The 25662-nt window shown below is 62.8% G+C and carries 17 protein-coding genes; 13 read left to right on the top strand and 4 right to left on the bottom strand.

What is annotated here, in order from left to right:
- Positions 1 to 39: 39 nt before the first annotated feature.
- From ABD919_RS03415 to ABD919_RS03370, 10 genes are all read left to right on the top strand, one after another.
- Positions 40 to 2556 (top strand): TonB-dependent receptor, encoded by a 2517-nt coding sequence (locus ABD919_RS03415; protein ID WP_345233801.1) that lies wholly within the window; start codon positions 40 to 42, stop codon positions 2554 to 2556.
- Positions 2557 to 3117: 561 nt separating this feature from the next.
- Positions 3118 to 5598 (top strand): TonB-dependent receptor, encoded by a 2481-nt coding sequence (locus ABD919_RS03410; RefSeq protein ID WP_345233799.1) that lies wholly within the window; start codon positions 3118 to 3120, stop codon positions 5596 to 5598.
- A 136-nt stretch (positions 5599 to 5734) separates the two neighbouring features.
- Positions 5735 to 6412, top strand: coding sequence for a TIGR02117 family protein (locus ABD919_RS03405; RefSeq protein WP_345233798.1), 678 nt, complete (start codon positions 5735 to 5737; stop codon positions 6410 to 6412).
- Positions 6413 to 6948: 536 nt separating this feature from the next.
- A complete protein-coding gene (locus ABD919_RS03400) occupies positions 6949 to 9420 on the top strand; it encodes a TonB-dependent receptor (RefSeq protein WP_345233796.1) in 2472 nt (823 codons plus the stop codon).
- A gap of 335 nt (positions 9421 to 9755) precedes the next feature.
- Positions 9756 to 11441, top strand: coding sequence for a M28 family peptidase (locus tag ABD919_RS03395; RefSeq protein ID WP_345233794.1), 1686 nt, complete (start codon positions 9756 to 9758; stop codon positions 11439 to 11441).
- 290 nt (positions 11442 to 11731) lie between these two features.
- Positions 11732 to 13189: a histidine--tRNA ligase gene (gene hisS / locus ABD919_RS03390; protein WP_345233792.1), complete on the top strand. Its 1458-nt coding sequence runs from the start codon at positions 11732 to 11734 to the stop codon at positions 13187 to 13189.
- Between the two features lie 159 nt (positions 13190 to 13348).
- Positions 13349 to 14842 carry a histidine ammonia-lyase gene (gene hutH / locus ABD919_RS03385; protein ID WP_345233790.1) on the top strand — a complete coding sequence of 498 codons (1494 nt, stop codon included), beginning with the start codon at positions 13349 to 13351 and terminating at the stop codon, positions 14840 to 14842.
- Between the two features lie 70 nt (positions 14843 to 14912).
- Entirely contained in the window at positions 14913 to 16883 is a 1971-nt protein-coding gene (locus tag ABD919_RS03380; protein ID WP_345233788.1) for a T9SS type B sorting domain-containing protein, read from the top strand.
- Positions 16884 to 17033: 150 nt separating this feature from the next.
- Complete coding sequence (locus ABD919_RS03375) at positions 17034 to 17372, top strand: YbaB/EbfC family nucleoid-associated protein (protein ID WP_345233786.1); 339 nt, start codon at positions 17034 to 17036, stop codon at positions 17370 to 17372.
- A gap of 22 nt (positions 17373 to 17394) precedes the next feature.
- The gene (locus ABD919_RS03370) at positions 17395 to 18507 is read left to right on the top strand and encodes a glycosyltransferase family 2 protein (RefSeq protein WP_345233784.1); all 1113 of its coding nucleotides are present in this window, start codon (positions 17395 to 17397) and stop codon (positions 18505 to 18507) included.
- Positions 18508 to 18746: 239 nt separating this feature from the next.
- On the opposite strand, the gene ABD919_RS03365 is transcribed toward ABD919_RS03370, so the two are convergent.
- Positions 18747 to 18965, bottom strand: a complete 219-nt coding sequence (locus ABD919_RS03365) for a PspC domain-containing protein (protein ID WP_345233782.1) — start codon at positions 18963 to 18965, stop codon at positions 18747 to 18749.
- Positions 18966 to 19125: 160 nt separating this feature from the next.
- Between ABD919_RS03365 and ABD919_RS03360 the strand changes: the two genes are divergently transcribed.
- Together ABD919_RS03360 and ABD919_RS03355 are read left to right on the top strand one after the other, a co-directional pair.
- Positions 19126 to 20931, top strand: a complete 1806-nt coding sequence (locus tag ABD919_RS03360) for a tetratricopeptide repeat protein (protein ID WP_345233781.1) — start codon at positions 19126 to 19128, stop codon at positions 20929 to 20931.
- A gap of 121 nt (positions 20932 to 21052) precedes the next feature.
- The gene (locus ABD919_RS03355; RefSeq protein WP_345233779.1) at positions 21053 to 22036 is read left to right on the top strand and encodes a pyruvate dehydrogenase complex E1 component subunit beta; all 984 of its coding nucleotides are present in this window, start codon (positions 21053 to 21055) and stop codon (positions 22034 to 22036) included.
- Positions 22037 to 22245: 209 nt separating this feature from the next.
- Here the strand turns inward: ABD919_RS03355 and ABD919_RS03350 are convergent, their stop codons facing one another.
- The gene (locus tag ABD919_RS03350) at positions 22246 to 23637 is read right to left on the bottom strand and encodes a hypothetical protein (RefSeq protein ID WP_345233777.1); all 1392 of its coding nucleotides are present in this window, start codon (positions 23635 to 23637) and stop codon (positions 22246 to 22248) included.
- A 57-nt stretch (positions 23638 to 23694) separates the two neighbouring features.
- On the opposite strand from ABD919_RS03350, the gene ABD919_RS03345 reads away from it, so the two are divergent.
- On the top strand, positions 23695 to 24255 hold the full coding sequence (locus tag ABD919_RS03345) for a DinB family protein (protein ID WP_345233775.1): 561 nt from the start codon (positions 23695 to 23697) through the stop codon (positions 24253 to 24255).
- 90 nt (positions 24256 to 24345) lie between these two features.
- Here the strand turns inward: ABD919_RS03345 and ABD919_RS03340 are convergent, their stop codons facing one another.
- Both ABD919_RS03340 and ABD919_RS03335 read right to left on the bottom strand, forming a co-directional pair.
- A complete protein-coding gene (locus ABD919_RS03340) occupies positions 24346 to 24765 on the bottom strand; it encodes an acyl-CoA thioesterase (RefSeq protein ID WP_345233773.1) in 420 nt (139 codons plus the stop codon).
- A 155-nt stretch (positions 24766 to 24920) separates the two neighbouring features.
- A complete protein-coding gene (locus tag ABD919_RS03335) occupies positions 24921 to 25661 on the bottom strand; it encodes a methyltransferase domain-containing protein (protein ID WP_345233771.1) in 741 nt (246 codons plus the stop codon).
- Position 25662: the final 1 nt, after the last annotated feature.

Raw genomic sequence — 25662 nt, 5'->3', positions numbered from 1 at the left:
AGTCATTGGCCCGCTTTTCTGTCCCCTACTCCTACGCCCATGCGCCTTTCTTTCTGCTTGCCTGCCCCGCGCCTGTCACTGACCGGCGGCCTGTTTGTACTGGTTTCATTGCCGGCCCTTGCCCAGGGCCCGGGTGCCGTGCGCGGCACCCTCCTCGACGCGGCCAATGGGCAGGGCGTGCCCTTTGGCAACGTGGTGCTGTACCGCGCCGGGGCCGACTCCAGCCTGGTAACGGGCGTGCAGACCCTGGAAAATGGCACGTTTGCCATCGAGAAAGTGGCCCTGGGCCGCTACACCCTGAAAGCCTCGGTGGTGGGCTACGCCCCCCTGCGGCGTGCCATCAGCCTGACGGCGGACGCGCCGGCTGTGCAGCTGGGCAGCCTGCGGCTGGCCGCCGCCAGCACCAAGCTGGCCGAAGTAACCGTGCAAGGCGAGCGCGCCACGGTGGTCGACAACCTCGACAAGCGCGTGATAAACGTGGCCAAGGACCTGAGCAGCGTGGGCGGCACCGCGGTGAACGTGCTGCAGAATGTGCCTTCCGTGACCGTAGACCAGGGCGGGCAGGTAAGCCTGCGGGGCACTTCCAACGTAACCATCTACATCGACGGCAAGCCTACCGGCGCGGCAGGTGGCGGCCGCTCCGTAAACCTGGACCAGATACCGGCTTCGCAGATTGAGTCGGTGGAGGTAATGACCAACCCTTCGGCTAAGTACGACGCCGAAGGTGGTGGCGGTATTATCAACATTGTCCTGAAAAAACAGCGCCAGGACGGCCTGAACGGGACGGCCACGGTGAACCTGGGCACCCGCGACAAGTACAACACCTCCCTGAGCCTGAACCGCCGCAAAGGCAAGCTCAACCTCTTTGGCTCCTATGACTTCCGCCAGGAGCGGTTTCTGCAAAACAATACTACCCGGCAGCAAAGCACGGTAGACCGGGTGAGCACGCCCGGCGGGCCAACCGGGCGCGTTGCGGCCAGCACGGCCATTGTGGGCGACCTGACCCAGCAGAATGCCTCCCACGGGGTGCGCCTGGGCGCCGACTACAGCTTTAACCCCCAGAACACGCTCACGCTGGCCGTGCAGCCGCGCTACAACACCAACCGCATTCCGGAAGACCTGCGCACCGAGCTGACGACCCGCTACGGCTTCCGCAGTGCGCCCGGCGACTCCCTGGTGCGCACCGATATTCTGACCGGTCGTAACCTGACCACGACGACGTTTCCATCCGTAGACTTCACGGCGGACTTCCGGCGCACCTGGGCCGAGCAGAAGCGGCGCGAGCTGACGGTTGGGGCGGTATTCTCGCCGGTAAAGGGAAACCAGGTGCTGTCTCAGCGCCAGAACGAGGGCCAGCCCCTGGAGCTGATTCAGCAGCAGGATATTGCCTTTCGCCTCAACCAGGGCTCGGCGCAGGCCGACCACGTGCTGCCCATCGGCGAGAAAGGCCGCTTCGATGCGGGGCTGAAAAGCACCTTCCGCGGCACCGATGGCAGCTTCGACTTTACCCGCCTGCAGGATGGGCAACTGGTGCGCGACGCCAGCCGCTCCAATGCCTACCTCTTTAAGGAGTACGTGCAGGCCGGCTATCTGCAGTACCAGAATGAAACGGCCCGCAAGCTGAGCTTTCAGGCGGGCCTGCGGGTGGAAGCCACCACCCTGCGGGGACTGTTGCGCACCACGGGCGAAGAGTTTAACCAGGACTACGTCAACTTCTTCCCCTCGGCCACGCTCACGCGGGAGCTGCCCCAGGACCAGCGCCTGCAGCTGGGCTTCTCGCGCCGCGTGAACCGGCCTGACGTGTCGACCATGCTGCCGTTTGCCAACTATTCCGACCCGCGCAACTACCGCATCGGCAACGTGCGCCTGCGGCCCGAAAACATCAACGCCCTGGAGCTTAGCCACCAGAAAAGCTGGGGCGGCGCCACGCTCAGCACGGTGTTTTTCTACCGCCTCACCCAAAACCAGATTCAGCGTTACCGCGAAATTGACCCCACGGCTTCGGCCGCCGTGGGCTATGTGGTGACGCGCACAAGCTTTGTGAATACCGACCGCAACGAGAGCTTCGGCCTGGAGCTTAGCCTGAACCAGCCACTGACGAAGTGGTGGCGCCTGAGCGCCAACGGCTCGGTATTTCGTAACAACGTCAGCAGCATCAGCAGCACCGAGGCCGACAACTCCAACTTCGTGGGTACGGCCCGACTGAATACAACCATTACCCCCGTTAAAAAGCTGGACGTGCAGTTGACGGCCAACTACCGCTCGGCCAACGTGGCAGCGCAGGGGCGCATCGAGCCTATCTACTTTATGGAGATAGCCGTGCGGAAAGAAGTACTCAATGACCGGGGCAGCATTTCCCTGCGGGTATCCGATGTGTTCGACACGCAGAAGTTCCTGGTGCATGCCTACGGCCCGGGTCTGGAAACCGACTTTGCCTTTAAGCGCGAAACGCGGGTAGCCTGGCTGGGCTTCACCTACCGCTTCGGCCAGCAGGAGCAGCGGCGCCGCCGGCCCGAGCAGCAGCAAAATGGCGGAGGTCTGGACTTTGGCGGCTGATGCCCTCCACCTAACAGAGCAGCAGCGCACTGCTCTTCGGGCATCGGCCAAGCCTCTTTCCCTCGAAAGGATAGGCATTGAAAGTGATGCTCTGGAGCGGTTTCGCCGTCAGGGTACGCCGCTCAGTAGCGCGGAATCTTAGTCTGCGAGTTCACCAATTCGGGCGCCCTCGCGGACTAAAAGCCTGCTCTACCTACAGCAGCACCGAAACGGCTCTAAGCTGCTTCCAGGACGTTGCATCGGGGCTTGCTCAGACTGAAGGCTTACTATGCAGCTGAACTTGTGGCAGGATGATAATTTCTGTAAATGATTTTTTCAGCATCCATCACTACTGAGCAGCGCGACCAGTATTAATCCTGAATTTCACACCATTATAACTAGTATTCAATCAACATGCCTCGTGTTGCCGACTGATTTAGTCGGCTTTTTATTGAAAATTTTTATGATATATCATCTAAGTCTGCGCAACCTACGAAACTTGTCGTAGTCATTGCCTCGCTTACTGATTAACCTATTCAGCTAGCAGGCAGTCACTTTTCTCACTTCCTGTTTTTTTCACTTATGTCGCACCTTTTTTCTCTGCTTCGCAACAGCCTGGCCGCGCTGCTCCTCACCTTACCGCTGGGCCTGCGGGCCCAATCGGCCGGCTCGGTTACGGGCACCCTGCTGGAGCAAGCCAGCCGCCGGCCTCTGCCCTACTCTACCGTGCTGCTGCGCCGGGCTGGCGGTAGCGATACCAGCGTGGTAGCCAATGTCCAGACGGGGGAGAACGGGCGATTTGAATTCACCAAGGTGCCGCTCGGCTCCTACGTGCTCCGGAGCTCGGCGCTGGGATTTGAAGAGCTGCGCCGGCCAATTATGCTGAGCGCGGCCATTCCCGGGCTGACCCTGGGGGAGCTGTTGCTGGCTCCGGCAGCTACGAAGCTGGCTGAGGTGACGGTGACTGGGGAGAAGGCCGTGGTGCAGGACCAGCTCGACAAGCGCATCATCAACGTGGAGAAAGACCTGAGCAGCGTGGGCGGCACGGCTATTAATGTGCTGCAGAACGTGCCCTCCGTGACGGTGGACCAGAACGGGCAGGTAAGCCTGCGGGGCACGCCCAACATCACAATCTATATTGATGGCAAGCTCAGCGGGGCCGGCCGGGCCGGCCTGGACCAGATTCCGGCCTCCCAGATTGCCTCGGTAGAAGTAATGACCAACCCTTCGGCTCGCTACGATGCCCAGGGGGCGGGCGGCATCATCAACATCGTACTGAAAAAGCAGCAGAAGCAGGGCCTTAACGGCCGGGCGGCCCTTAACCTCGGCACCCGGGGCAAGTACAACACCTCCCTGAGCCTGAACCGCCGCCAGGGCAAGGCCAACTATTTCCTGTCGTACGACTGGCGGCACGACGAAATTCAGGTGAACCACCGCCGCGACCAGCGCATCTTGAGTAACAATGAGCTTATCCGCAACCTGCAGCTGACCGGGTACGGGCAGACGGCCGAAAACCATGCGCCCCGCCTGGGCCTCGACTACGACTTTACGCCCACCCAGAGCCTTACCCTCAGCGTGCAGCCCCGGTTCAATACTTACCAGTCGGCAGGACGACTGGACACTTATATCAGCAACGAAACCACCGGCCAGGACCTGGGGACCTTGAGCGGCCCCACGGCCACCCGCACCCGCAGCCGCACCGTGGACGTGATGCTGGACTACCGCCGCACCTGGGCCGAGCAGAAAGGCCGGGAGCTGTCGGCCAACCTGGTGCTCACGCCCGTGGGCTGGGGCCGCTCCTTTATGGAGCAGCGCTACAACGAAGGGCAGCCCGGGCAGCTCGTGCGCCAGCAGCGCGGCTACTTCAACTTTATCATGGGCACGGCGCAGCTGGACTACGTGCACCCGCTCAGCCCCAAGACGCGGGTGGAGGCGGGCGCTAAGTCCACCCTCTTCGACACCGATGAAGGCAATGACTTTGCGGCCCTGCCCTTCGACCGGCGCGAGTTTGTGCCCGCGCCGGGCCTTACGCGCAGCTTTCGCTACCGCGAGCAGGTGCAGGCCGGCTACGGCATCTGGCGCAGCGAAGCCGGTAAGCTGACGCTGCAGGCCGGGCTGCGGGCCGAGCAGACCAACACCCTCGGCCAGCTCACGGCCGGGCAGCCCGAGCTGAACGGGCGGGAGTTTGTGCGCAGCTACTTCAACCTGTTTCCCTCGGCTACCGTGGCCTACGCCCTGCCGGCCGAGCAGCGCCTGCAGCTGAGCTATTCGCGGCGAATCAACCGCCCCAGCATCGACGCCCAGCTGCCCTTCGTGGAGTTCGAGAACCCGCTGAGCACCCGCGTGGGCAACCCCACCCTGCTGCCGGAGCTGAGCAACGTGCTGGAGCTGGGCCACCAGTGGCAGAAAGGAGCCGCCAGCCTGAGCACTACCGCGTTTTTCCGGGAAACCAACCAGCGCATTCAGCTGCTGCGCCGCGTGCTCGATACCACCACGGCCGTGAATGGGCAGCGCCTGCCGGTATCGAACACCACCTTTGCCAACATCGGCCGCAGCACTACCTACGGGCTGGAAATCAGCTTCAACCACACCCTGGCCAAGTGGTGGCGCCTCAGTGCCAACACCTCGGCGTTCCGCAGCCTGATTTCGGGCGATGAAAGCCGGGAAATCGCCAACCAGGCCTTTGTGTACACCGCCCGCCTCAACACCACGTTTACGCCCCTGCCCAAGCTCGACGTGCAGCTGACCGGCACCTACCGCTCGCCCAACGTGTCGAACCAGGGCCGCGTGGCCGAGCAGTACTTCGTCGACCTTTCCCTGAAAAAGGATGTGCTCAAGGACCGGGGCAGCATTACCCTGCGCGTGTCCGACGTATTTGACTTGAACCAGACGGGCGTGGTGGTAACGACACCCGACGTGACCATGGACATTCTGCTCAAGCGGGAGTCGCGCATTGCGTTCCTGGGCTTCAGCTACCGCTTTGGGCAGCAGGACCAGGCCCCGCGCCGCCCCCGCCGCAGCCCCGACTCGTCGAGCGGTGGCGGAGTGGATGTGGGGGGATGAGGAATACGACTGAAGCCAGGTAAAGCCCAATACCCGGGCTGGCTACTGCTAGCGCGCGTCTGCGGACTTTTTTGGCATAAACGGGTTACTGCGGCCCTGCGGCTTGTATCAAGGGCCCTACCTAACCTGATTCGCCGTGCCTGCCAAGCTTCGCTTTCTGCTGACTCCTGTGTTGCTGCCGCTGCTCTTGCTGCTGGGTACCTGTGTGCCGGTCAACCGGGACTTTCGGGCCACCCCGGGCGGCATTCCGCTCTATGTGGTTTCGAATGGCTTTCACACCGACCTGCTGTTTCCGCTGCGGGAGCCTCGCTCTGGCACCGACTGGCTGGTGTTTCTCGAAAACAACGACTGGCAGGCCCGTTTCCGCGGCTATGAGTACGTGGCACTGGGCTGGGGCAACGAGGGCTTCTACCTGGATTCCTACGACCACCGCTTTCCGGGCGTAGGCACTACGCTGAAGGCAATATTCTGGCCCGGCCCAACCCTGATGCATGTCAATTTCTACCAGCGGGCGCCCCGACCGGGCGCACGGGTGGCCGCCCTGCAAGTAAACGCGGAGCAGTATGGCCGCCTAGTGCGCTACGTGCAGGCTTCTTTTGCCCGCGACAGCACCGGACGCCTAGCTATGCGCAACCCGGCGGGCTACACGCCCGAAGACTTTTTCTTCCGGGCCCGGGGGCGCTACCATGCCTTGCGCACCTGCAACGACTGGACCAACCAGGCGCTGAAGCAGGCGGGAATCCGGGCCGCCTGGAAAGCCCCACTGGCGCATTCGGTGATGCACCAGGCCAGACGGGCGGCAGAAAGCAGGTGAAGGCAAGCCGGCATACCAGCCGGCGGTAGGTCCCAATACTGAGCTACACTTTTATGACATCCTGGATTAAGGCAATCAATTGCTCCTTTATCCATTCACCGCCCGGACAGCCAGCGTTTGTCCGGGCTTTTTGCTGATTTTTCAGGAGCTCCGGGCAACCACAAATTCTGTGGATGCATCTGCCGGCCACCTCCCGCAGGCAAGCCTGGCTTAGCCTGCCACTGCCGGAGAATTTTTTAACAAAATTTTCGAATTGGTTTTCAAATAGTTAAAACATGGCACTGTTGCTATGACGCTAAATATTTGAAACAGTACCTTGCGTTACAAAGTACCTGCTGTAAGTTTGTTCTGTCGAAAGCAAAGTACCTGACAGTAGCTCGTACCAAAGAACACCCGCTAGCCCTGCCTTCGGCCTTCCTCTTCACCAAAACCACTCACCCGGGCACCTGCCTAAACCCTGAAACCTCTCCAGCGGAACCGCGGCCGCTGCCAGCAAAATCTTCAGGAACCCGCCAGCTGCTCACCACTTCCGCACCATGAAAACGTTTACTTGCACCCGCTTTTTTCAAACTGCCTTCTGCCTGAGCCTGCTCGGCATCTTCTCGCCTCTCAGCTCCATGGCCCAGGGCCCGGGCAGCGTGCGGGGCAGCCTGCAGGAAACCAACGGCCAGGCCCTGCCTTTTGCCGACGTGCTGGTGCTGCGCGCCGCCGACTCCACCCTGGTGACCGGCGTGCAGACAACTGAGAACGGCAGCTTTGCCGTGAAGGAGCTGGCCCTGGGCACGTACATCATTCGCACCCAGGCCTTGAGCTACCAGGCCGGCCGCAGCCGGGTGGTGCTCACGGCCGAGCAGCCCAGCGTGCAGCTGCCCGCCCTGAAAGTGGCGCCCGCCACCACCAAGCTGGCCGAAGTAGTGGTGCAGGGCCAGAAAGAAACCGTAGTGGAAAGCCTCGACAAGAAGGTTATCAACGTGGAGAAAGACCTGGGCAGCGTGGGCGGCACGGCCGTGAACGTGCTGCAGAACGTGCCCTCCGTGGCCGTAGACGCCCGGGGTACGGTAAGCATGCGCGGCTCCTCCAACCTCACCATTCTGATTGACGGCAAGCCTTCGGGCACCAGCAACGGCGGCAACGGCCCGCGCCTCGACCAGATTCCGGCCTCGCAGATTGCCCAGGTGGAAATCATGACCAACCCCTCGGCCAAGTACGACGCCTCCGGTGCCGGCGTGATTAACATCATCACCAAAAAGCAGAAGAAGAACGGCTTCAACGGCCAGGCCGGCCTGGTGGTGGGCACCCGCGACAAGTACTCGCCCTCGCTGAGCCTGAGCCGGCGCCAGGGCAAAGCCAACTGGAACCTGAACTACAGCGGCCGCGACCAGGTGTACCTCGAAACCCGCGAAAACCAGCAGCTGGCCACCCTGCCCAACGGCAGCCAGCTGCGCAGCCAGCAGAACGGCAGCGAGCGCGACCACTCCACCAACCACCGCCTGAGCCTGGGCCTGGATTACGAGCTGAGCCCCAACACCAGCCTGGGCTTCAACCTGACCCCCGGCCTGGAAGGCAACCGCGAGGTCGGCCAGTCGGTACTCACCCAGCACGCGGCCAATGGCAGCACCAGCACCCAAAAGGCCACCCAGGAGCTGGAGGTAGATGTAAAGGTTATGAATGCCAGCACCAACCTCCGTCATACCTGGGCCAAGCAGGAAGGCCGGGAGCTGAGCGCCAATGCCGGCTGGGTGCGCATCGACGCCCATGCCCCCGTCACCCAGACCGTGACCGGCGCCCTGGCCGGCGGCTGGCGCCAGGACCTGCGCCTCGACGCCAACATCTTCTTCGCGGGTGTCGACTACGTGCATCCCCTGGCCGAAGGCAAAGGCCGCTTCGAAGCCGGCGCCAAGGTGCAGGCAGGCAGCAGCACCGGCGGGGCCGACATGTCCCTGCCCGTGGAGGGCCGCCCGGGCGAGTTCGTGTACAACGCCGCCCGCTCCATGAAATACACCAACAACGAAGTTATTCCGGCCGCTTACCTAACCTACCAGCGCCCGCTCGGCCACGGCTGGAGCACCCTGGCCGGCCTGCGCAGCGAGTATACCGCGGTGAGCGGCGAGCTGAAAAACCAGACGGGCAGCTACGACGTGAAGTACCTGAGCTTCTTTCCCTCGGCTACGCTGGCCAAGGAGCTGGGTGAGAAGCCCGGCCAGCAGAAAGTGCAGGCCAGCTACGCCCGCCGCCTGAACCGCCCCGACTTCATGCAGCAGCTGCCCTTCGCCTTCTACCAGGACCCCCTGAACTACCGCACCGGCAACCCCGCCCTGCGCGCTGAGTTCAGCCACAACGTAGAGCTGGGCCACCAGATTACCCTGACCAGCGGCGCTACCTTCACCACCACCCTTTTCGGCCGCTTTACCGACAATGCCATCCAGAGCGTGCGGGCTGTAGACGAGGCTGCTACCGCCGCCAACAACGGCGCCGGCCTGGTAACGGCCGAAACCTACCGCAACCTGGGCACCATCACCAACCTGGGCGCCGAATTCACCTGGAACCAGCCCCTGGCCAAGTGGTGGCGCGTGGCGGCCAGCGGCTCCCTTTTCCGCAACGAAGTAGCCAACAACGCCGCCAGCCAGAACAACCGCAGCGCCCTGGCCGGCACCCTGCGCCTCAACAACAACTTCCAGCCCACCAAAACCCTCGACGTGCAGCTCACCGGCTCGTTCCGCTCGGCTACCCTCACCGGCCAGGGCCGGCAGCTGCCCACCGGCGGCGTCGACATTGCCCTGCGCCAGCGCCTGTTCCAGGACCGCGCCGCTCTCACCCTGCGCGTCAGCGACATCTTCGACACCCAGGTGCGCAACTACGAGCTGAATGCGCCCAACCTGCAGGCTAACTACGAGACCAAGTACGAAACCCGCGTGGGTTGGCTCGGCTTCACCTGGTACCTGGGCGCCAGCAAGCCCGGCAAGCGCATCGAAACGGCGCCCCAGGGCGGCGGCGGGTTCGGGGGCTAATACGGCCCCGCCTTCCTCCTCAGAACCCTTCCCACCGCTGCTCTCCCTTTTTTCTGCACGCTCTTTTCTGCCTTTCCACTCCACCTTTTCGCTGCAAACCTCTTTCCCTTCACCCACCCCACCTTTTTTCTGCACGCTTTTCTGCCTTTCCACTCCTCCTTTCTTCTGCCTCCTCTTCTCTTTCACCCACCCACCTTTTTTCTGCAAACCTTTTTTCTTCCCTTCTGCCCGCCCCTGTTCTCCTTTTTTCTGCCAAACACCCATTCTTCTGCCTGCTCCTGCTCTTCCTTCTTTCTGCACCATCCTACTTCTTTTACTTACACCTTTTTGCTCTGATGAACAAGCCCACTCTCTTTGCCTTCGCCCTATTGCTGGCTGGCGGAACCGTAGCAGCCCAACCCGCCAAATCGGCTGGCGGCAAGGTAAAACCCAAGTCCCAGGCCGCGGTTACTATTTCTACGCCAGCGGCGCCGGCACCACTGGACTGGTCGCTGACTTACGCGGCCAGCATTACGCCGGAAGCGTTGCGCCAGGATTTGGAGGTGCTGGCCTCAGACGCCTACGAGGGCCGCAAAACCGGCGAGAAAGGCCAGAAGATGGCCGCCGACTACCTGGCCAACGCTTTTGCCGCGGCCGGCCTCACCGGCCCGATGACCGGTGCTGCCAACCCCTACCTGCAGCAGTTCACCCTCAACCGCGTGGCGCTCGACGCAGCGGCAACCACGCTGCAGCTCGGCGGCAAAACCTACCGCGGCAATGCCGACTTCCATGCCATCCTCAACGCGGCCTTTGAGCGGCCCCAGCTCTTGCAGCCGGCGTTTGTTGGCTACGGCATTGTGGATGAAAAATATGCCGACTTCGTGGCCAATACCCAGGAGTACAAGGGCAAGGACCTGGTGCTGTTGATGGGCGAGCCCCTCAATGCCAAGGGCGAGCCCCTGCTGGGCACCGATGGCAAACCAAGCCCGTACGCGGCCCTCGACCTGAAAGGCATTGGTGCCCGGCAGCGCCACCTGATGCCCCTGGGGGCACGCTCCATCACCTTCATCCTGCCCAGTGCGGAGGCCTTTGCCACGGTGCCGGCCAACTTCAAGCGCGCCCTGGGCCGGGAGGAAATTGAGTTCGACGGCAAAGCGTCGGATGAGCATGGCTTCAACGGCCTGCTGGTTTCGCCCGAGCTGGGAGCGCGAATGCTGGGCACTACGGTAGCCGGCCTCGACAAATACCGCAAGGCCGTGGCCAAAGCCGGCAAGCCCCTGGCTTCGCCCTTTACGCCCGCTGCGGCTACTTTGCGGGCGGTGCGCAATAAGGTGCCCTTTACCACCGAAAACGTGCTGGGCTACCTCGAAGGCAGCGATAAGAAAGAGGAGCTGATTGTGGTGTCGGCCCACTACGACCACCTGGGCATGAAAGACGGCAAGGTGATGAACGGCGCCGATGACGACGGCTCCGGCACGGTGAGCGTGCTGGCCATGGCCCGCGCCTTCAGCCAGGCCAAGAAAGACGGGCACGGGCCGCGCCGCAGCCTGCTGTTCCTGGCCAACACCGGCGAGGAAGCCGGCCTGCTGGGCTCGCAGTACTACACCGAAAACCCGGTGTTTCCGCTGGCCAATACCGTCACCAACCTCAACATCGACATGATAGGCCGCGTGGACGAGGAGCACGCCGGCAAAGGCGACTACCTCTACCTGGTGGGCGCCGACAAGCTCTCGTCGGAGCTGCACGCCCTGAGCGAGGCCACCAACCAGCAGTACAATCCCCTGGCCCTGGACTATAAGTACAACGACCCCAACGACCCGGAGCGCATCTACTACCGCTCCGACCACTACAACTTCGCCAAAAATGGCATCCCGGTGATTTTCTACACCAGCGGCGACCACGACGACTACCACAAAAGCACCGACGACGTGGACAAGATTGACTTTCCGGCCATGGCCCGCCGCGACCACCTGATTTTTCACACGGCCTGGGCCCTGGCCCAGCGCGAAACCCGCGTGGCCGTGGATTCTAATAAGCCCTGAGCAGCCAGACAATAATCGGTCGGCTGCGCGTTCTCCCTGCGCTCCTTCTCACCTTTTTTCTGCTCCGCTTCTCCTTCCCTCCACCATTCCTTTCTTCTGCAAAAAGCCCCGCCGCCGGTTAGCCCGGTGGCGGGGTTTGTTTTTTGCTTGAAAGGCTTTGCCTGCTTCAGGGGCTGAATGGCAGGGGCATGCGTCGTGCTGGCATCGTTCAACGACGTTCACCACCCCAATTTTCGCGGCGTGAAAATCTCCCCTCCTTAAAAAAGGTGGGGAGTTACCTTTGCGCCGTTATGCAAAAACCCAGTATACCGCAAGGCACCCGCGACTTTGGCCCGGCCCAGGTGGCCCGCCGTCAGCACATCTTCAACGTTATTCGCCGCACGTTCGAGCAGTTTGGCTTCGCCCCGCTCGAAACGCCCACGCTGGAAAACCTGTCGGTGCTTACCGGCAAGTACGGCGACGAGGGCGACCAGCTGCTGTTTAAAGTACTGAACTCCGGCAACTTCCTGGTGAAAGAGCGCAAAGGCGAAACCACGCCCACCGTGACGGCCGACGACCTGGAAGCCGGCCCCAAAGCCGTGCTGCCCAAGATTGCCGAGAAAGGCCTGCGCTACGACCTCACCGTGCCTTTTGCCCGCTACGTGGCCATGAACCGGGGCACGCTCACCTTCCCCTTCAAGCGCTACCAGATGCAGCCCGTGTGGCGCGCCGACCGTCCCCAGCGCGGCCGCTACCGCGAGTTTTACCAGTGCGATGCCGACGTGGTAGGCACCGACTCCCTGCTCTGCGAAGCGGAAATCGTGCTCATGATGAGCCAGGTGCTGCACCAGCTGGGGCTGTACGACTTCACCATTAAAATCAACCACCGCGGGGTGCTGCGCAACATCTACCAGGCCCTGGGCGGCGAAGGCCAGGAAACGGATTTGTTCGTGGCCATCGACAAGCTCGACAAAATCGGCCGCGAGGGCGTTAGCAACGAGCTGCTGGGCAAGGGATTCACCCAGCCCACCATCGACACGCTGTTTGAGCTGCTGAGTGTGGAAGGCAACTTCGAGGAAAAGCTGGAGCGCCTGCTGGCGGGCTTTGCCACCTCCGGGGTGGAGCCCGATGGCTTCGCCGAAGGCAAGTCGCTGGCCGAGCAGGGCGAGTCGCCGCTGAGCGGCTACCGCGGCCTGGCCGAGCTCGGGGAGGTGCGTGCGCTGCTCCAAGCCTCGGGCTTCAACCAATTCGACCGCCTGGAGTTTGACCCCACCCTGGCGCGGGGCCTCTCCTATTACACCGGCTGCATCTTCGAGGTAAAAATCAACAACGTGCAGATGGGCAGCGTGAGCGGCGGCGGCCGCTACGACAACCTCACCGGCTCCTTCGGCCTGCCGGGCGTGTCGGGCGTGGGCTTCTCATTCGGCGTAGATAGGCTTTACGACTGCCTGGAGTCGCTGGACCTGTTCAAGCCCACTGGCGAAACTCCTACCCGCTGCCTCATTACCAACTTCGACGGTCCCACCCTGCCGGCCGCCCTGGGCCTGCTGGCGCAGCTGCGCGCCGCCGGCCTGCCCAGCGAGCTTTACCCCGACACCGTGAAGCTGCAAAAGCAATTCAAGTACGCCGATGCCAAGGGCATTCCGCTGGTCATCATCATGGGGCCGGAGGAGCTAAGCCAGGGCATCGTAAAAATCAAAATCCTGGCCAGCGGCGAGGAAAAGACCCTGCCGATTGGCGAGGTGGTGTCGGCGCTGACGCACGACTAGCCATAGCATGAGAACTAAGACATTAGACGTGAGACGTTAGACATTAGAATTGTTCTGAAAAGCTGATAGAACTTTCTAACGTCTCGGGTCTAACGTCTCNGTCTAACGTCTCGGGTCTAAGTTCTAAAATCTAAATCCCGCCCTCCCACCCACCCCTGCATGCCCACCCACTCCCTCTCGCCCACCCGGCACCTGAGCCTGGCCGACCTGGCCGCCATTCTTACCGAAAGCCCCAGAGTAGAGCTGGGCGACGACGCCCGCCAGCGCCTGGCCGACTGCCACGCCTACCTGCACCGCAAGCTGGAAACTTCCGATGCGCCCATCTACGGCATCAACACCGGCTTCGGCTCCCTGTACAACGTGAGCATCGCGCCCGAAGAGCGCGGGCAGCTGCAGGTAAACCTGATGATGTCGCACGCCTGCGGCACCGGCCACGAAGTGCCCCAGGAGCTGGTGCGCCTCATGCTGTTTCTGAAGGTTCAGAGCCTGAGCTACGGCCACAGCGGCGTGCAGGTGGCCACCGCCGAGCGGCTGCTGGCCATGTACAACCGCGAGATGTACCCCGTGGTGTACGAGCAGGGCTCCCTGGGAGCCAGCGGCGACCTGGCCCCCCTGGCCCACCTTTGCCTGCCGCTGCTGGGCCTGGGCGAAGTAAACTACCAGGGCTACCGCCTCGCTGCCACCGACGCGCTGAGCCTCTTCAGCTGGAGCCCGCTGGAGCTGCAGGCCAAGGAAGGCCTGGCTTTGCTCAACGGCACCCAGTTCATGCTGGCCTATGCCGTGGAAGGCGTGCTGCGCGCCCAGCGCCTGCTGGTAGCAGCCGACGTCATTGGCGCCATTTCCCTGGAAGCCTTTGGCGGGCGTATCGACCCGTTTGCTGAGCAGCTGCACCGCATCCGGCCCCATGCCGGGCAGGTGGAAGTGGCCCGGCACCTGCGCGAGCTGCTGGCCGGCTCCGAGCTGCAGACCCAGCCCCGCATGGCCGTGCAGGACCCCTACTCCTTCCGCTGCCAGCCCCAGGTGCATGGCGCCAGCCGCGACGCCCTGGCCTACATAGCCGGCGTGGTGGAAACCGAGTGCAACTCCGTCACCGACAACCCCAACATCTTCCCCGACGACGACCTCATTGTGTCGGGCGGCAACTTCCACGGCCAGCCCCTGGCCCTGGCCCTCGACCACCTGGCCCTGGCCGTGGCCGAGCTGGGCAACATCTCCGAGCGCCGCACCTACCAGCTCATTTCCGGGCAGCGCGGCCTGCCCACCTACCTCGTGGCCGAGCCGGGCCTGAACTCCGGGCTCATGATTCCGCAGTACACCGCGGCGGGCATCGTAAGCCAGAACAAGCAGCTGTGCACGCCCGCCAGCGCCGACTCCATCGTAAGCAGCAACGGCCAGGAAGACCACGTGAGCATGGGCGCCAACGCCGCTACCAAAAGCCGCCGCGTGCTCGACAACGTGGAGCAGGTGCTGGGCATCGAGCTGCTCACGGCCGTGCAGGCCCTGCAGTTCCGCCGCCCCGGCCGCAGCTCCGAGGCCCTGGAAAAGGTAGTGGATGCCTTCCGCGAGGAAGTGAAGTTTGTGGTGCGCGACCGCGTGCTCTACCCCGACCTGCACAAGGCCGCGGCCTTCGTCCGTAAGTTTGACTGGCAGTAGCGCTGCCTAAGTCGTCCATTTCGTGCGGCTATGGGCAAGAAACTGCCTCGGCCGGCGTTAGACCTCACTTATGAAGTATTCAATTGTTCTTGTCTGGCTGCTGTACCTGCTCACCCAGCCGGCCCTGGCCCAGACGGACTGCCCGCCCTCGGCCCCGCAGCCGGGCTGCACAGTGGGTTTCCGGGCCATTGTGGCCGGCAGCAACCCAGCTCAGGAAGTTACATCGCTGTGCGTAGGCCAGCGGGTGCAGTTTGTACCCTGCAATGCGCCCATGCCTTTTACGGCTAGCTACCACGCCGCCCCGGGTACTGTGCAGGCTATTCCGGGCTGCAACCCCACCAACCTGCCTTCCAACGAGTACACGCCCTCTGCCGCGGGCCCCGTGACCATCTTCGTGGTCATCAACAACAACTCGGGCGGTGGCCCTCCCAGCCTGCTTTACCGCATCACCTATAACGTAAACCCCACTCCCACACCCGACTTCGACCTGGAGCCCTGCTCGGGCAACAACGTGCGTGTGACCCTGAAGCCCGGCACGAGCTACGACCAGTACTTTATCCAGGTGGGCAGCGGGCCGCGCCAGGGGCCCTACCCTGGCAATGCGCCCTTTCCTTTCCAGCCTACGAATGGCGCCACCAGTGTCACGGTAAGCGGCAACTATACGGGCAACCCCACCTGCGGGGCCAGCCAGACCAAGACCTTCACTGCGCTGGGTGCAGCCCCCACGCCCCGCCTTGTGCGGCTAACGCAGGGTGCCCAGCCCGGCAGCGCGGCTACCCTCGCCTTTGGCAATGTGCTGGCTCCTTACCGCTATACCGTACTAAACGATAACGGCAGCGGCTTCCAGCCGGTTGCCACGATTACCCCGCCTGCCAGCAGCCTAACCCTGCCTGGGCCGGCCGCCGGCTGCTACCAGCTGCGCCGCACCGATGCCTGCGAGCTGGACCCGGCCACTTCGGCCAGCCTGTGCGCGGTGGGGCTTACGGCCACGGCCGCCGCTGGCCGCAACAACCTTGCTTTTAGCTATGCGGGAGCGGCGGCTTCTATTCGGGTGGAGCGCAACGGCACCCTGCTGACGACCCTGCCCGGCACGGCCCGGAGCTACGAGGATGCCAGCAACATCATTTGCGGGCAGCGCTATACCTACCGGGCCACGGCCGTGCTGGCCGGGGCGGAAGAATCGATATCAAACGAAGCCGCCGTAACGGCCGTGCTGGGCCCCGCTCCGCCCCAACCAAGCCTGGTGGCCGGCTTCACCTTCCAGAACACGGTGGAGCTGCGCCCCCTGCTGCCCGGCGGCACCATTCCCACGGGCAGCACCCTGCGCTACCGCAAAACGACGGGCAGCGGCAGCGGGGCCGATATTGCCAATGTGATGACGGCCCGTGTGGTAGGCGACTCTACCTCCTTCGATGTGCTGAAAGCGGCCCCGCCCTGCTACACTTTGCGCTTCGTGGACGTGTGCGGCAACTCCTCCGCAGAAAGCGCCCCCAGCTGCCCGGCCTTTCTGACGGCCCGCGCGGCCGATGCCGATGGCAACCTCATCAACTTTTCCTGGACGCCCTTCACCGGCCCGGGCACGGGCTTTACCTATACCCTGCAGCGTCTCGATGCTGATGGCACGGTGCTCAGCAGCTTTCCGGCCACCACCACCGACCCCCTGCCGCCCAGCGACCGGCAGGTGCTGCGCTACCGCCTCCAAATCAGCGGCGGCACGCTGCCAGCCGGCACGTTCAGCTACTCCAACGTGGCGAGCGTGGCCCGGCAGGTTGCCCTCACCGTGCCGTCGGCCTTCACGCCCAACGGCGACGGGCTGAACGACGTGCTGGAGATTAAAGGGCGCTTCCTGAAAAACTACAGCTTTGTGGTGGTCGACCGCAACGGGCAGGAAGTGTTCCGCGGCACGCAGCGCTCCGACACCTGGGATGGTAGCATCAATGGCCGCGCCCCCGTGAACGGCGCCTACGTGTGGCGCTTTTTTCTGAACGACGAAACCGGAACTGCCGTAACGCGGACAGGCTCGGTTACTATTTTGAAATAAGCAGGATTTGGTTGTCAGTTGTTCGTTGTCAGTTGTCAGATTGTTCTGATAAGCGCTGACTCCAGAACAATCCTGACAACTGACAACTGACAACTGACAACTGACAACTGACAACTGACAACTGACAACTGACAACTAAAAACCAAGACTATGGCATTCGACATCATGGGCATGATGGGCAAGGTGAAGGAGCTGCAGGACAAGATGCAGCAGGCCCAGCAGGAGCTTCAGCACATCACAGCAACGGGTGAGGCCGGGGGCGGCATGGTGCGCGCCACGGCCAACGGCCACCGCAAGGTGCTCAAGCTTGAAATCGACGAAACCCTGCTCACCCCCCAAGACCGCGAAATGGTAGCCGACCTGGTGGTGGCGGCCGTGAACAAAGCCCTGGAGGAGGTAGCCGAAAAAGCGCGGCAGGAAATTCAGCGCAAAACCAGCGGCATCATGCCCAATATTCCCGGCCTGGACCTGAGCGGCTTTGGCGTCTAAGCTTTCAGGTGAGCCAAGCGGAATGAGGAAGGAAGACTCCATGTCAGCAGCCGGCAGCCCGCTGCCCCCGGCAACGGCAAGTGCCCCGCAGCCTCTCACAGCATCTGTCGGCGCCGACTGCGCCGATGTAGCTATTGTCATCCTGAACTGGAACGGGGCGAAGTTTCTGCGGCAGTTCCTGCCCGGCGTGCTGGAGCATGCCGATGGCGCCCGGGTGATAGTAGCCGACAATGCTTCTACCGACGACTCGGTGGAGCTGCTGGCGCGCGACTTTTCCACCGTGGAGCTGCTGCTGCTCGACCGTAACCTGGGCTTTTGTGAAGGCTACAACCAGGCCCTGGCCCAGGTCGACAGCGACTATTACGTGCTGCTGAACTCCGACGTGCAGGTAACACTGGGCTGGCTGCGCCCCCTGCGCGACCTGTTGGCGCGGCAGCCCCGTATTGCGGCCGTGCAGCCCAAAATCCTTTCTCAGGCCGACCCGGCCTTCTTCGAGTATGCCGGGGCGGGCGGCGGCTACCTCGACCGCCTGGCGTATCCGTTCTGCCGGGGCCGCCTGTTCGATACGCTGGAAAAGGACCTGGGCCAATACAACGATGCGCGGCCCGTGGCCTGGGCCACCGGGGCCTGCCTCCTGGTGCGGGCCACCGCCTGGCGCGAGCTGCAGGGCCTGGAGCCGGCGTTCTTCGCCCACATGGAGGAAATCGACTTCTGCTGGCGCCTGTGGAATGCCGGGCAGGAAGTGTGGTATTACGGGGGCAGCACCGTGCTGCACGTAGGCGGCGGTACCCTGCACAAAAGCAACCCGCGCAAAACCTACCTCAACTTCCGCAACGGCCTGGCGCTGCTGTACAAAAACGCCGCCCCGGGCGAGCTGCGCAGTGCCCTGCTGCAGCGCCTGCTGCTCGACGGCGTGGCCGGCCTCAAGTTTCTGGCGGCCGGGCAGTTCAGAGACTTCATGGCCGTACTACGGGCCCACTTCAGCTTTTATAGCAAGCTGGGCTACTGGCGGCAGCAGCGGCAAGCGGCCCGCCCCCGCCTGCGCGTGCAGGAGCGGCCCGGGGTGTACCCGGGCAGCATCGTGTGGGCCTACTTCGCCAAGGGTAAGAAGAAGTTTGCGGAGCTAGGGCTGTAGTTAGCAGTGAGCAGTGAGCAGTGAGCAAAATTTACGTGTCATTGCGAGGCGGAGCCGAAGCAAACGCAGTTCGGCGTAGCCAATCCGTCCTGTTCTCAGCGACTAACCTTCTAATGTGAAAAGCCCCAACGTCATTCCTGACATTGGGGCTTTGTTTATGAACTGCTTACTCGCAGCAGAAAAAGTGGCCGGACGCCCAAGCCAACTGTTTACTTCTTACTTCTTACTGCTAACTGAAATTAAAGGTCCCACACCGTGCTGCGCTGCTGGCGCATGGCCCGCTGCACGTTCATCCAGAACACCCCGGCGAAGTAGAGCACGATTGGTGAGCCAAACGTGAAAAACGACGCGTAGACAAACGAAAGCCGGATGCTGCGGGTGCTGAAGCCCCAACGCTGGCCAAGCGCCGAACACAGTCCGAACGACTGTGATTCGAGAAAATCGGTAAGGCGTTTCATGGGGTAGAAATGGTGTAGATAAACAATCAGTTGGGCTAAGATAGGCGTTTGGGGTGGGTGGCGCAAGCGGAACTGCCTAATTTCGTGGCTCGTTTGCGGACCTTACTGGCGCCGTTTACGTTTGATGGGTTGGATTAAGTTGCTACTGTTGCGCATTTTGATGAATGTTTTTTCGCGGCCCCTGGCCGTAGGAGTGCTGGCGCTAGTCGTTGGCCTTCAGGGCTGCACCCTCCCGCGGGTACTTCAGCAGGCGGAAGCCGGGCGGCAGGTAAAGGCCTACCCCAGCCCGCTGCTGGCGGCCGGCGAAACTGTTCCCTTTGAAGTAACGGCCCGCGTACCGGCCCGGCACCTGCACAAGAAAGTGGTGTACGAGCTGCTGCTGCGCTACCGCTACGAGCACGGGATGCGCGAAGACACCATAGGCCGGATTTCCTTTCTGCCCGGCGAGTTTGTGTACGACGACTCGGTGAAAAATCAGCTGGTTGCGCGCAAGTCGTTTACCTTGCTCAACACGCCCGGGCGCAACCCCGGCGAGCTGCTGGCCCGCCCCCAGGTGCGGCAGCTGAAGAAAAACGGCCGCGTGCTGCAGGCAAAGGATGTGCGCGTGGCCCGCGGCATTGCCGACCCGGCCCGGCTCGTAACCCGCGAAGACACCACCCTTACGCTGCTGCCCGAGCACGCCAGCAACGTGATGAGCGGCACCCGCGTGCTGCCCTTCTTCTTCGACCAGGGCCAGTGGTTTATCCGCGGCTACCTGGGCACCAACGTGGCCGCGCTCGAAGACCTCATCGACGCCAACCAGCGCACCCAGAAGGTGATGATTGTGGCGGGCCACTCGCCCGACTCGGCCGATGCCAGCAACCCCTGGCTGGCCAGTAAGCGCGTGCGCATGCTGCTCTACTACTACAAGCAGCGGGTCAAGAACTTCTCCTACCTCAACAAGGTCGAAAACATCAAGTTCGATACCCTGGCGTATACCAAGCGCTGGGACCTGTTCCTGAGCAAGGTCACAACCTCGGCCCTCAAGCCCGAGCAGATGGACTCGGTAGTGTCCATCATCAACGACACCCGGGGCAGCTACGAGCAGAAGGAGCGGGCCCTGCATCAGCTGTCCTTTTTCGACTACCTCGAAGAGTACATCTACCCGGTGCTGCGCTTCGGCACCGTGGCCGTGACCTACACTGCGCCGCAGCGCTACGACTCCGAGGTGTACCTGCTGTCGAAAAAGATTGTGGAGCAGCAGCTGGAAGCCGACGCGCTAAGCCCGGAGGAGCTGCGCTTCTCGGCCACGCTGACGCCGCTGCTGGCCGAAAAGCAGCGCATCTACGAAACGTCGGCCGCTTCTACCGGCAGCTGGGAGGCCTTTCACAACCTGGGCGTGGTGCTGCTGCAGCGCGGAGAAAAAGAGCCGGTAGACAAGGTGCGCCGCGCTTTCCTGCGCCGGGCGGGCGTCAACTTCACGCTGGCAGCCCACCGCCACCCCACGGCCGAGTTTTTCTACCACGCCGCCACGGCCTACCACCGGGCCGGCGACCGGCTCGAAGCCCTGCAGAACTACGACTACGCCATCAAGCTGGGCGGCCCCCGCCCGCTGCTGCGCAAGGTATTCTCCGACCGCGCCGCCTTGGAGATTGAAGTGGGCCAGCCCGATGAGGCCCTGCGCAGCCTGCAGTACGCCGGGCCCTCCTACCAGAACCACCTCAACCTGGCCCTTATCTACCTGCTGAAAGAAGGGCACGAGGCGGCGGCCGGCGAATACCAGAAAGCGCAGGCCCTGCGCCCCAACGCTGCCGCGCCGGTGTATGGGCTGGCCGTGGTAGCCGCCCGCCGCAAAGACGAAGCCGCTGTGGGCCAGCTTATCCGCCAGGCCGTGGCGCTGGACCGCAGCTATGCCCAGCGCGCGGTAGAAGACCTGGAGTTTCAGGACTACACCCAGGGGAAGATTTTCCGCGAGGCGCTGAAGTAAAGCTGGCCCTGGCTCGGCCCTGGCCAGCTTACTTGCCCATGCGCAGCCTCAGTCGTAGCTTTGCCGAACGGCCCCAGGCCATTGTTTTGCTTCTTACTCTTAGCTTCTTTCAATCTTTTCGATGCGTACTATTCAATTCCGCGAGGCCCTGCGTGAGGCCATGAGCGAAGAAATGCGCCGCGACCCGCGCGTGTTCCTCATGGGCGAGGAAGTGGCCGAATACAACGGCGCTTACAAGGTGAGCCAGGGCATGCTCGACGAGTTCGGGCCCGAGCGGGTTATTGATACCCCGATTGCCGAGCTGGGCTTTGCCGGCATCGGCGTGGGTGCGGCCGCCAACGGCCTGCTGCCCATCATCGAGTTCATGACCTTTAACTTCTCGCTGGTAGCCATCGACCAGGTGATTAACTCGGCTGCCAAGCTGTACTCCATGTCGGGCGGGCAGTACTCCTGCCCCATCGTGTTCCGCGGGCCTACCGGCAACGCCGGCATGCTTTCGAGCCAGCACTCCCAGAACTTCGAGAACTGGTACGCCAACTGCCCCGGCCTGAAGGTGGTAGTACCCTCTAACCCCTACGACGCCAAGGGCCTGCTGAAAGCCGCCATCCGCGACCCCGACCCCGTTATCTTCATGGAGTCGGAGCTGATGTACGGCGACAAGGGCGAAGTGCCCGAGGAAGAGTACGTGTTGGAAATCGGCAAAGCCAACGTGGTGCGCGAAGGCAGCGACGTGACCCTCGTAAGCTTCGGCAAGATGATGAAGGTGGCTTATGCTGCCGCCGATGAGCTGGCCAAGGAAGGCGTAACAGCCGAGGTAATTGACCTGCGCTCGGTACGTCCCATCGACTACGACACCCTCGTGAACTCGGTTAAGAAAACCAACCGCATGGTGGTAGTGGAAGAAGCCTGGCCCCTGGCCAGCATCTCCAGCGAGCTGGCCTACATCGTGCAGCGCCGCGCCTTCGACTACCTCGACGCCCCGGTTATCCGCATCACCTGCGCCGACGTGCCCCTGCCCTACGCCCCCACCCTCATCGAAGCCTCGCTGCCCAACGTGGCCCGCGTGGTGAAGGCCGTGAAGGAAGTAACCTACGCCAAGGCCTAAGCTTAACCCATAGGCAAACAAAGAGCCCCGTCAGCTGAGCTGGCGGGGCTTTTTTATTAGCTATTGCTGATGTTACACACGAGCTTGTACTATACGCGCTGTAGCAGGCAGGTTCTGGTCTCTTGTTGCTGGTTTCTGGTTTCTGGTCAAGAACAAACCAGAAACCAGAAACCAAGCCAAGGGCTTCGGCCTCCGCTACGCAACAGCAGCTACTCATAGCGCCGGGCCGCGCTTTCGGGCTGCAGGTAGCGGGCAGTATCTTCCGACAGCTGCCAGCAGCCCCACACCCAGCCCAGCAGCAGCAGGCAGGCCAGCGCCCGCCGCCCCGGCCCCGCTTGCTGCAACCAGGCCAGTGGCCGGGCGCTGGCCGCCACCAGGGTCAGGAGTAACAAATGCAGCGGCAGCAGGAAGCGGCATTCCATGGCGGTAGGAATGGCGAGGGCGCAGGGCAGCAGCAGCGCCAACAGCAGGGCCGTTGCCGGCCCTTGCAGTTTTTGGCTGCGCGGCCTGTTGCGCCAGCCCGCCAGCACCAGGGCCAAGGCTGCGGCCAGCAGCACATAGTTCAGCACCCGCAGCCCAGCCTGCCCGCTCGGATGCAGCTCACGCAGGTAAGGCGTGGCAAATCGTATATCCAGCCCATTGAAAACGTGACGAGCACATCGAACCGCAAAGTCAACGGGGTGCTTCCGGGTGAAATGGATGAAATCAGGGTAGCTATTGAAGGCCGCGCCGGGACCCACGGCCAGGGCGGCCTGCCCGGCCGGGTCGGCGAATAGCACCTGGCGCGGATATTCCGGCATCAGGCTGGTTTCGACGCGCTGAAAGGCCGTGCCCCAGGTGAGCTGTTGCAGGTAGAGCGCCCGCTTGGTAGCCGGGGCCGCCAGCACCAGCGGCGTAGCCTGGCCAAAGTGGCGCAGGTTGATAAGCAGCTGTGGCAGCAGCACCAGGGCTGCGCCCGCCGCAAACGCCCCGTGCCGCAGCCCGCGGCCTGGCTTGCGTATCAGCAGCCAAAGCACCGGCGGCAGGCTGGCCAGGTAGATGGGGCGAATATTCAGCGCGCCGGCCAGCAGCAGCCCTGCCGCCAGGGTCCAGCCCCAATGCGGGCGCCACAAGGCCGCCAGGCCCAGCAGCAGCAGCGTCAGGGCCGGCATGTCGCTCAGCGGAAAATTGAAGTAGTCGCGCCAGAACACGAAGCCCAGCCCGACCAGCAGCAGCCAGCGCCTGCCGGACAACGCCTGCCCGCTACCCAGCCGCCAAGCGGCCGGAATAGCGCCGCCAAACAGCAGGGCGGCCCAGCCGGCGCCCAGCGCCTGGGCGCCGCGCAGGGCCGGCCAGCCCGTGAGGTGGCACAGCAGCCGGCCCGGCTGCACCAGCAGCGGCCCCAGGTAGCCACGCACGGGCTCATCGTAGTGCAGGAGCGAAAACCGGCCCTGCTGAAAAAACTTCAGCGACAGTTCCCAGTACTGACCGGCGTCGAAGCGCAGGTGCTGGGGCTGGTAGCCGCTCAGGGGCAGGTAGAGGGCATAGAGCACCAGCACCAGTACCAGGCGCCCGGCCAGCGGCCACTCCCCATGCTCCAGCTTAGTTGGCTTGTTCCTCACGCGGGTTTTTCCGTACCTTTTGCCCAAAGCTACACGCCGCCCGCCCCACTCCATCCCATGAACCACCGCCTGCACCTCAAATTTGAGCAACTTGAACGCGCTACCAACAAGCTGCTGGCCTCCGTTGATGCCCTGGGCGCCGAGGCCGACCGCCAGCCGGCCCCCGGCCAATGGTCGGCCACGCAAGTGGTGCACCACCTGTTCTTTATCGAAAGCAACATCATTCGCTATGTCGACAAAAAGCTGCAGGCCGACGAAGCTCTGCCCAAGGTCGACATCTTTACCCGCCTGCGGGCCCGCTTCGTGCGCCTCATGCTGCGCCTGCCCGGCCTGAAGTACAAAGCCCCCCGTGGGGTAGCCACGAGCACCGACGCCGGTGAGCACCCTTCGCTGCCGGAGCTGCGGGCCGAGTGGGAGTCTACCCGCCGCCAGCTCGAGCGCCTGCTCAGCAACTTCCCCGGCCCCCTGCTGAACCGCGCTATTTTTCCGCACCCCCGCTCGGGCCGGCTGACCATTTACCAGGTAATGGAGTTCCTGCTCGACCACCTGCTGCACCATCAGCAACAAATCGGACGCATCAGCAAGGCCCTGGGGGCAGCCCCGGCTAAAGTCGCCTGATAGCAGCTGCTTTTGTTGAGTTAAAAGTTAAAAGGGAAGAGTTAAAGCCCCGAGCGGATTTTAACTCTTCCCTTTTAACTTTTAACTGATTTAACTCTTCCGCTCCGGCTCAAACGGCGGCAACTCGCGCATCATGGCCGTGAGCTCGGCTGGGGGCACGGTTAGCTTGCGGCGGTCGAGGTCGAGCCAGGCGCCGTCGACGGTGACGGTGGCGGCCAGCCGCCCGTCGGCTTTGTAGATGCCGTGCACGATGCTCCAGCGGGAACCGTCATCGCTCAGCTGCGCCAGCTGGCTATCGACCCGTATTTCTTCCCCGATTCCGATTTCCTTAAGGTAGCGGGTTTCTTCGCGGAAGAGAATAGGGCCAATGCGCAGCTCCGCAAATCGGCGCAGGCTGAAACCTGCCTGAGAAAGGCTTACTACGCGCTGGTCGGCAGCATAATCAGCATAAGCCGAATGGCGCATGTGGCCATTGGGGTCCATATCAGCCCAGCGGGTGCGGTAGGTCATTTTGGTTGGAGTTATGAGTTGTGAGTTATGAGTTGAAGCGAGTGAATTCGTTTGCTCGTAGGCATCACTGTTAATTGTTCATTGTTCACTGTTCACTGTTCACTGTTCATTGTTCACTGTTCATTGTTCACTGTTAATTGTTCACTGTTAATTGTTCATTGCCCACTGCTCAGGGGCATCAGGCGCACCAGGTACTGGCCGTCTTCGTCTTCGCCCAGGATATCGGCGGTGTAGCCGGCGGCTTCGGCGGTGTCGTGAAGCAAGGCTGCATCCACAAAAAGCCAGGGAAATGTAACGCCGCGCCGGCCCTCATAGCCGAAGGCGTATTCTACTTCCCCGTAGTAAGGCCCGTTAAGATTTATCAGGAGTGCTCCTTCTTCGTCTTCGTAGAGGTAGCTGATGTCGGAGGAGGTAGCCAGAATCTGGCCGCCGGGAGCCAGCAGGGTGCGGGCATGGGCCAGCAGCTTGTCGAGCCCGTTTAGGGAGCCTGCCAGGCCCAGGCCGTTCATCAGGAGCAGGATGGTATCGAAGGGCAGCTCGTCGTTGGGGCGGGCTTCGAACAGGCTGTGCCGGGCTACCTGCTGCACGCCGCGCTCCGTCATCACCTGCACCGCCCCGGCCGAAACGTCGACGGCCTTTACGGTAAAGCTCCGGCTTTGCAGCTCCAGGCTATGGCAGCCGGCGCCAGCGCCGACGTCCAGCACCCGGCCGCGGCACTCTTCTAGCGCCAGGCGCTCCAGCTCCGGCATCTGCAGCAAGGTGCGGAAGAAGTACGAGGCGGGAAGCTCCTCATCATCGGCCACGTTGCAGTGCACCGTCAGGGTGGCATTAGTGCGGCCACGATGGTAGTCCAACAGGGCCTGGCCCAGGATGTCGGGCGCGGTGGTTGTAGTCATA

The sequence above is a fragment of the Hymenobacter saemangeumensis genome (genome assembly GCF_039541835.1).
Classification (GTDB): Bacteria; Bacteroidota; Bacteroidia; order Cytophagales; family Hymenobacteraceae; genus Hymenobacter; species Hymenobacter saemangeumensis.
Note: the sequence above shows the minus strand (reverse complement) of the source record. Positions and strands in the feature narration are given on the sequence as shown.

Coding starts and splice junctions, on each gene's coding strand:
- ABD919_RS03345 (WP_345233775.1), top strand. CDS start 23,695: ATGAACCACCGCCTGCACCTCAAATTTGAGCAACTTGAACGCGCTACC.
- ABD919_RS03335 (WP_345233771.1), bottom strand. CDS start 25,661: ATGACTACAACCACCGCGCCCGACATCCTGGGCCAGGCCCTGTTGGAC.
- ABD919_RS03395 (WP_345233794.1), top strand. CDS start 9,756: ATGAACAAGCCCACTCTCTTTGCCTTCGCCCTATTGCTGGCTGGCGGA.
- ABD919_RS03380 (WP_345233788.1), top strand. CDS start 14,913: ATGAAGTATTCAATTGTTCTTGTCTGGCTGCTGTACCTGCTCACCCAG.
- ABD919_RS03400 (WP_345233796.1), top strand. CDS start 6,949: ATGAAAACGTTTACTTGCACCCGCTTTTTTCAAACTGCCTTCTGCCTG.
- ABD919_RS03410 (WP_345233799.1), top strand. CDS start 3,118: ATGTCGCACCTTTTTTCTCTGCTTCGCAACAGCCTGGCCGCGCTGCTC.
- hutH (WP_345233790.1), top strand. CDS start 13,349: ATGCCCACCCACTCCCTCTCGCCCACCCGGCACCTGAGCCTGGCCGAC.
- ABD919_RS03360 (WP_345233781.1), top strand. CDS start 19,126: ATGAATGTTTTTTCGCGGCCCCTGGCCGTAGGAGTGCTGGCGCTAGTC.
- ABD919_RS03375 (WP_345233786.1), top strand. CDS start 17,034: ATGGCATTCGACATCATGGGCATGATGGGCAAGGTGAAGGAGCTGCAG.
- ABD919_RS03370 (WP_345233784.1), top strand. CDS start 17,395: ATGAGGAAGGAAGACTCCATGTCAGCAGCCGGCAGCCCGCTGCCCCCG.
- ABD919_RS03355 (WP_345233779.1), top strand. CDS start 21,053: ATGCGTACTATTCAATTCCGCGAGGCCCTGCGTGAGGCCATGAGCGAA.
- ABD919_RS03340 (WP_345233773.1), bottom strand. CDS start 24,765: ATGACCTACCGCACCCGCTGGGCTGATATGGACCCCAATGGCCACATG.
- ABD919_RS03415 (WP_345233801.1), top strand. CDS start 40: ATGCGCCTTTCTTTCTGCTTGCCTGCCCCGCGCCTGTCACTGACCGGC.
- hisS (WP_345233792.1), top strand. CDS start 11,732: ATGCAAAAACCCAGTATACCGCAAGGCACCCGCGACTTTGGCCCGGCC.
- ABD919_RS03365 (WP_345233782.1), bottom strand. CDS start 18,965: ATGAAACGCCTTACCGATTTTCTCGAATCACAGTCGTTCGGACTGTGT.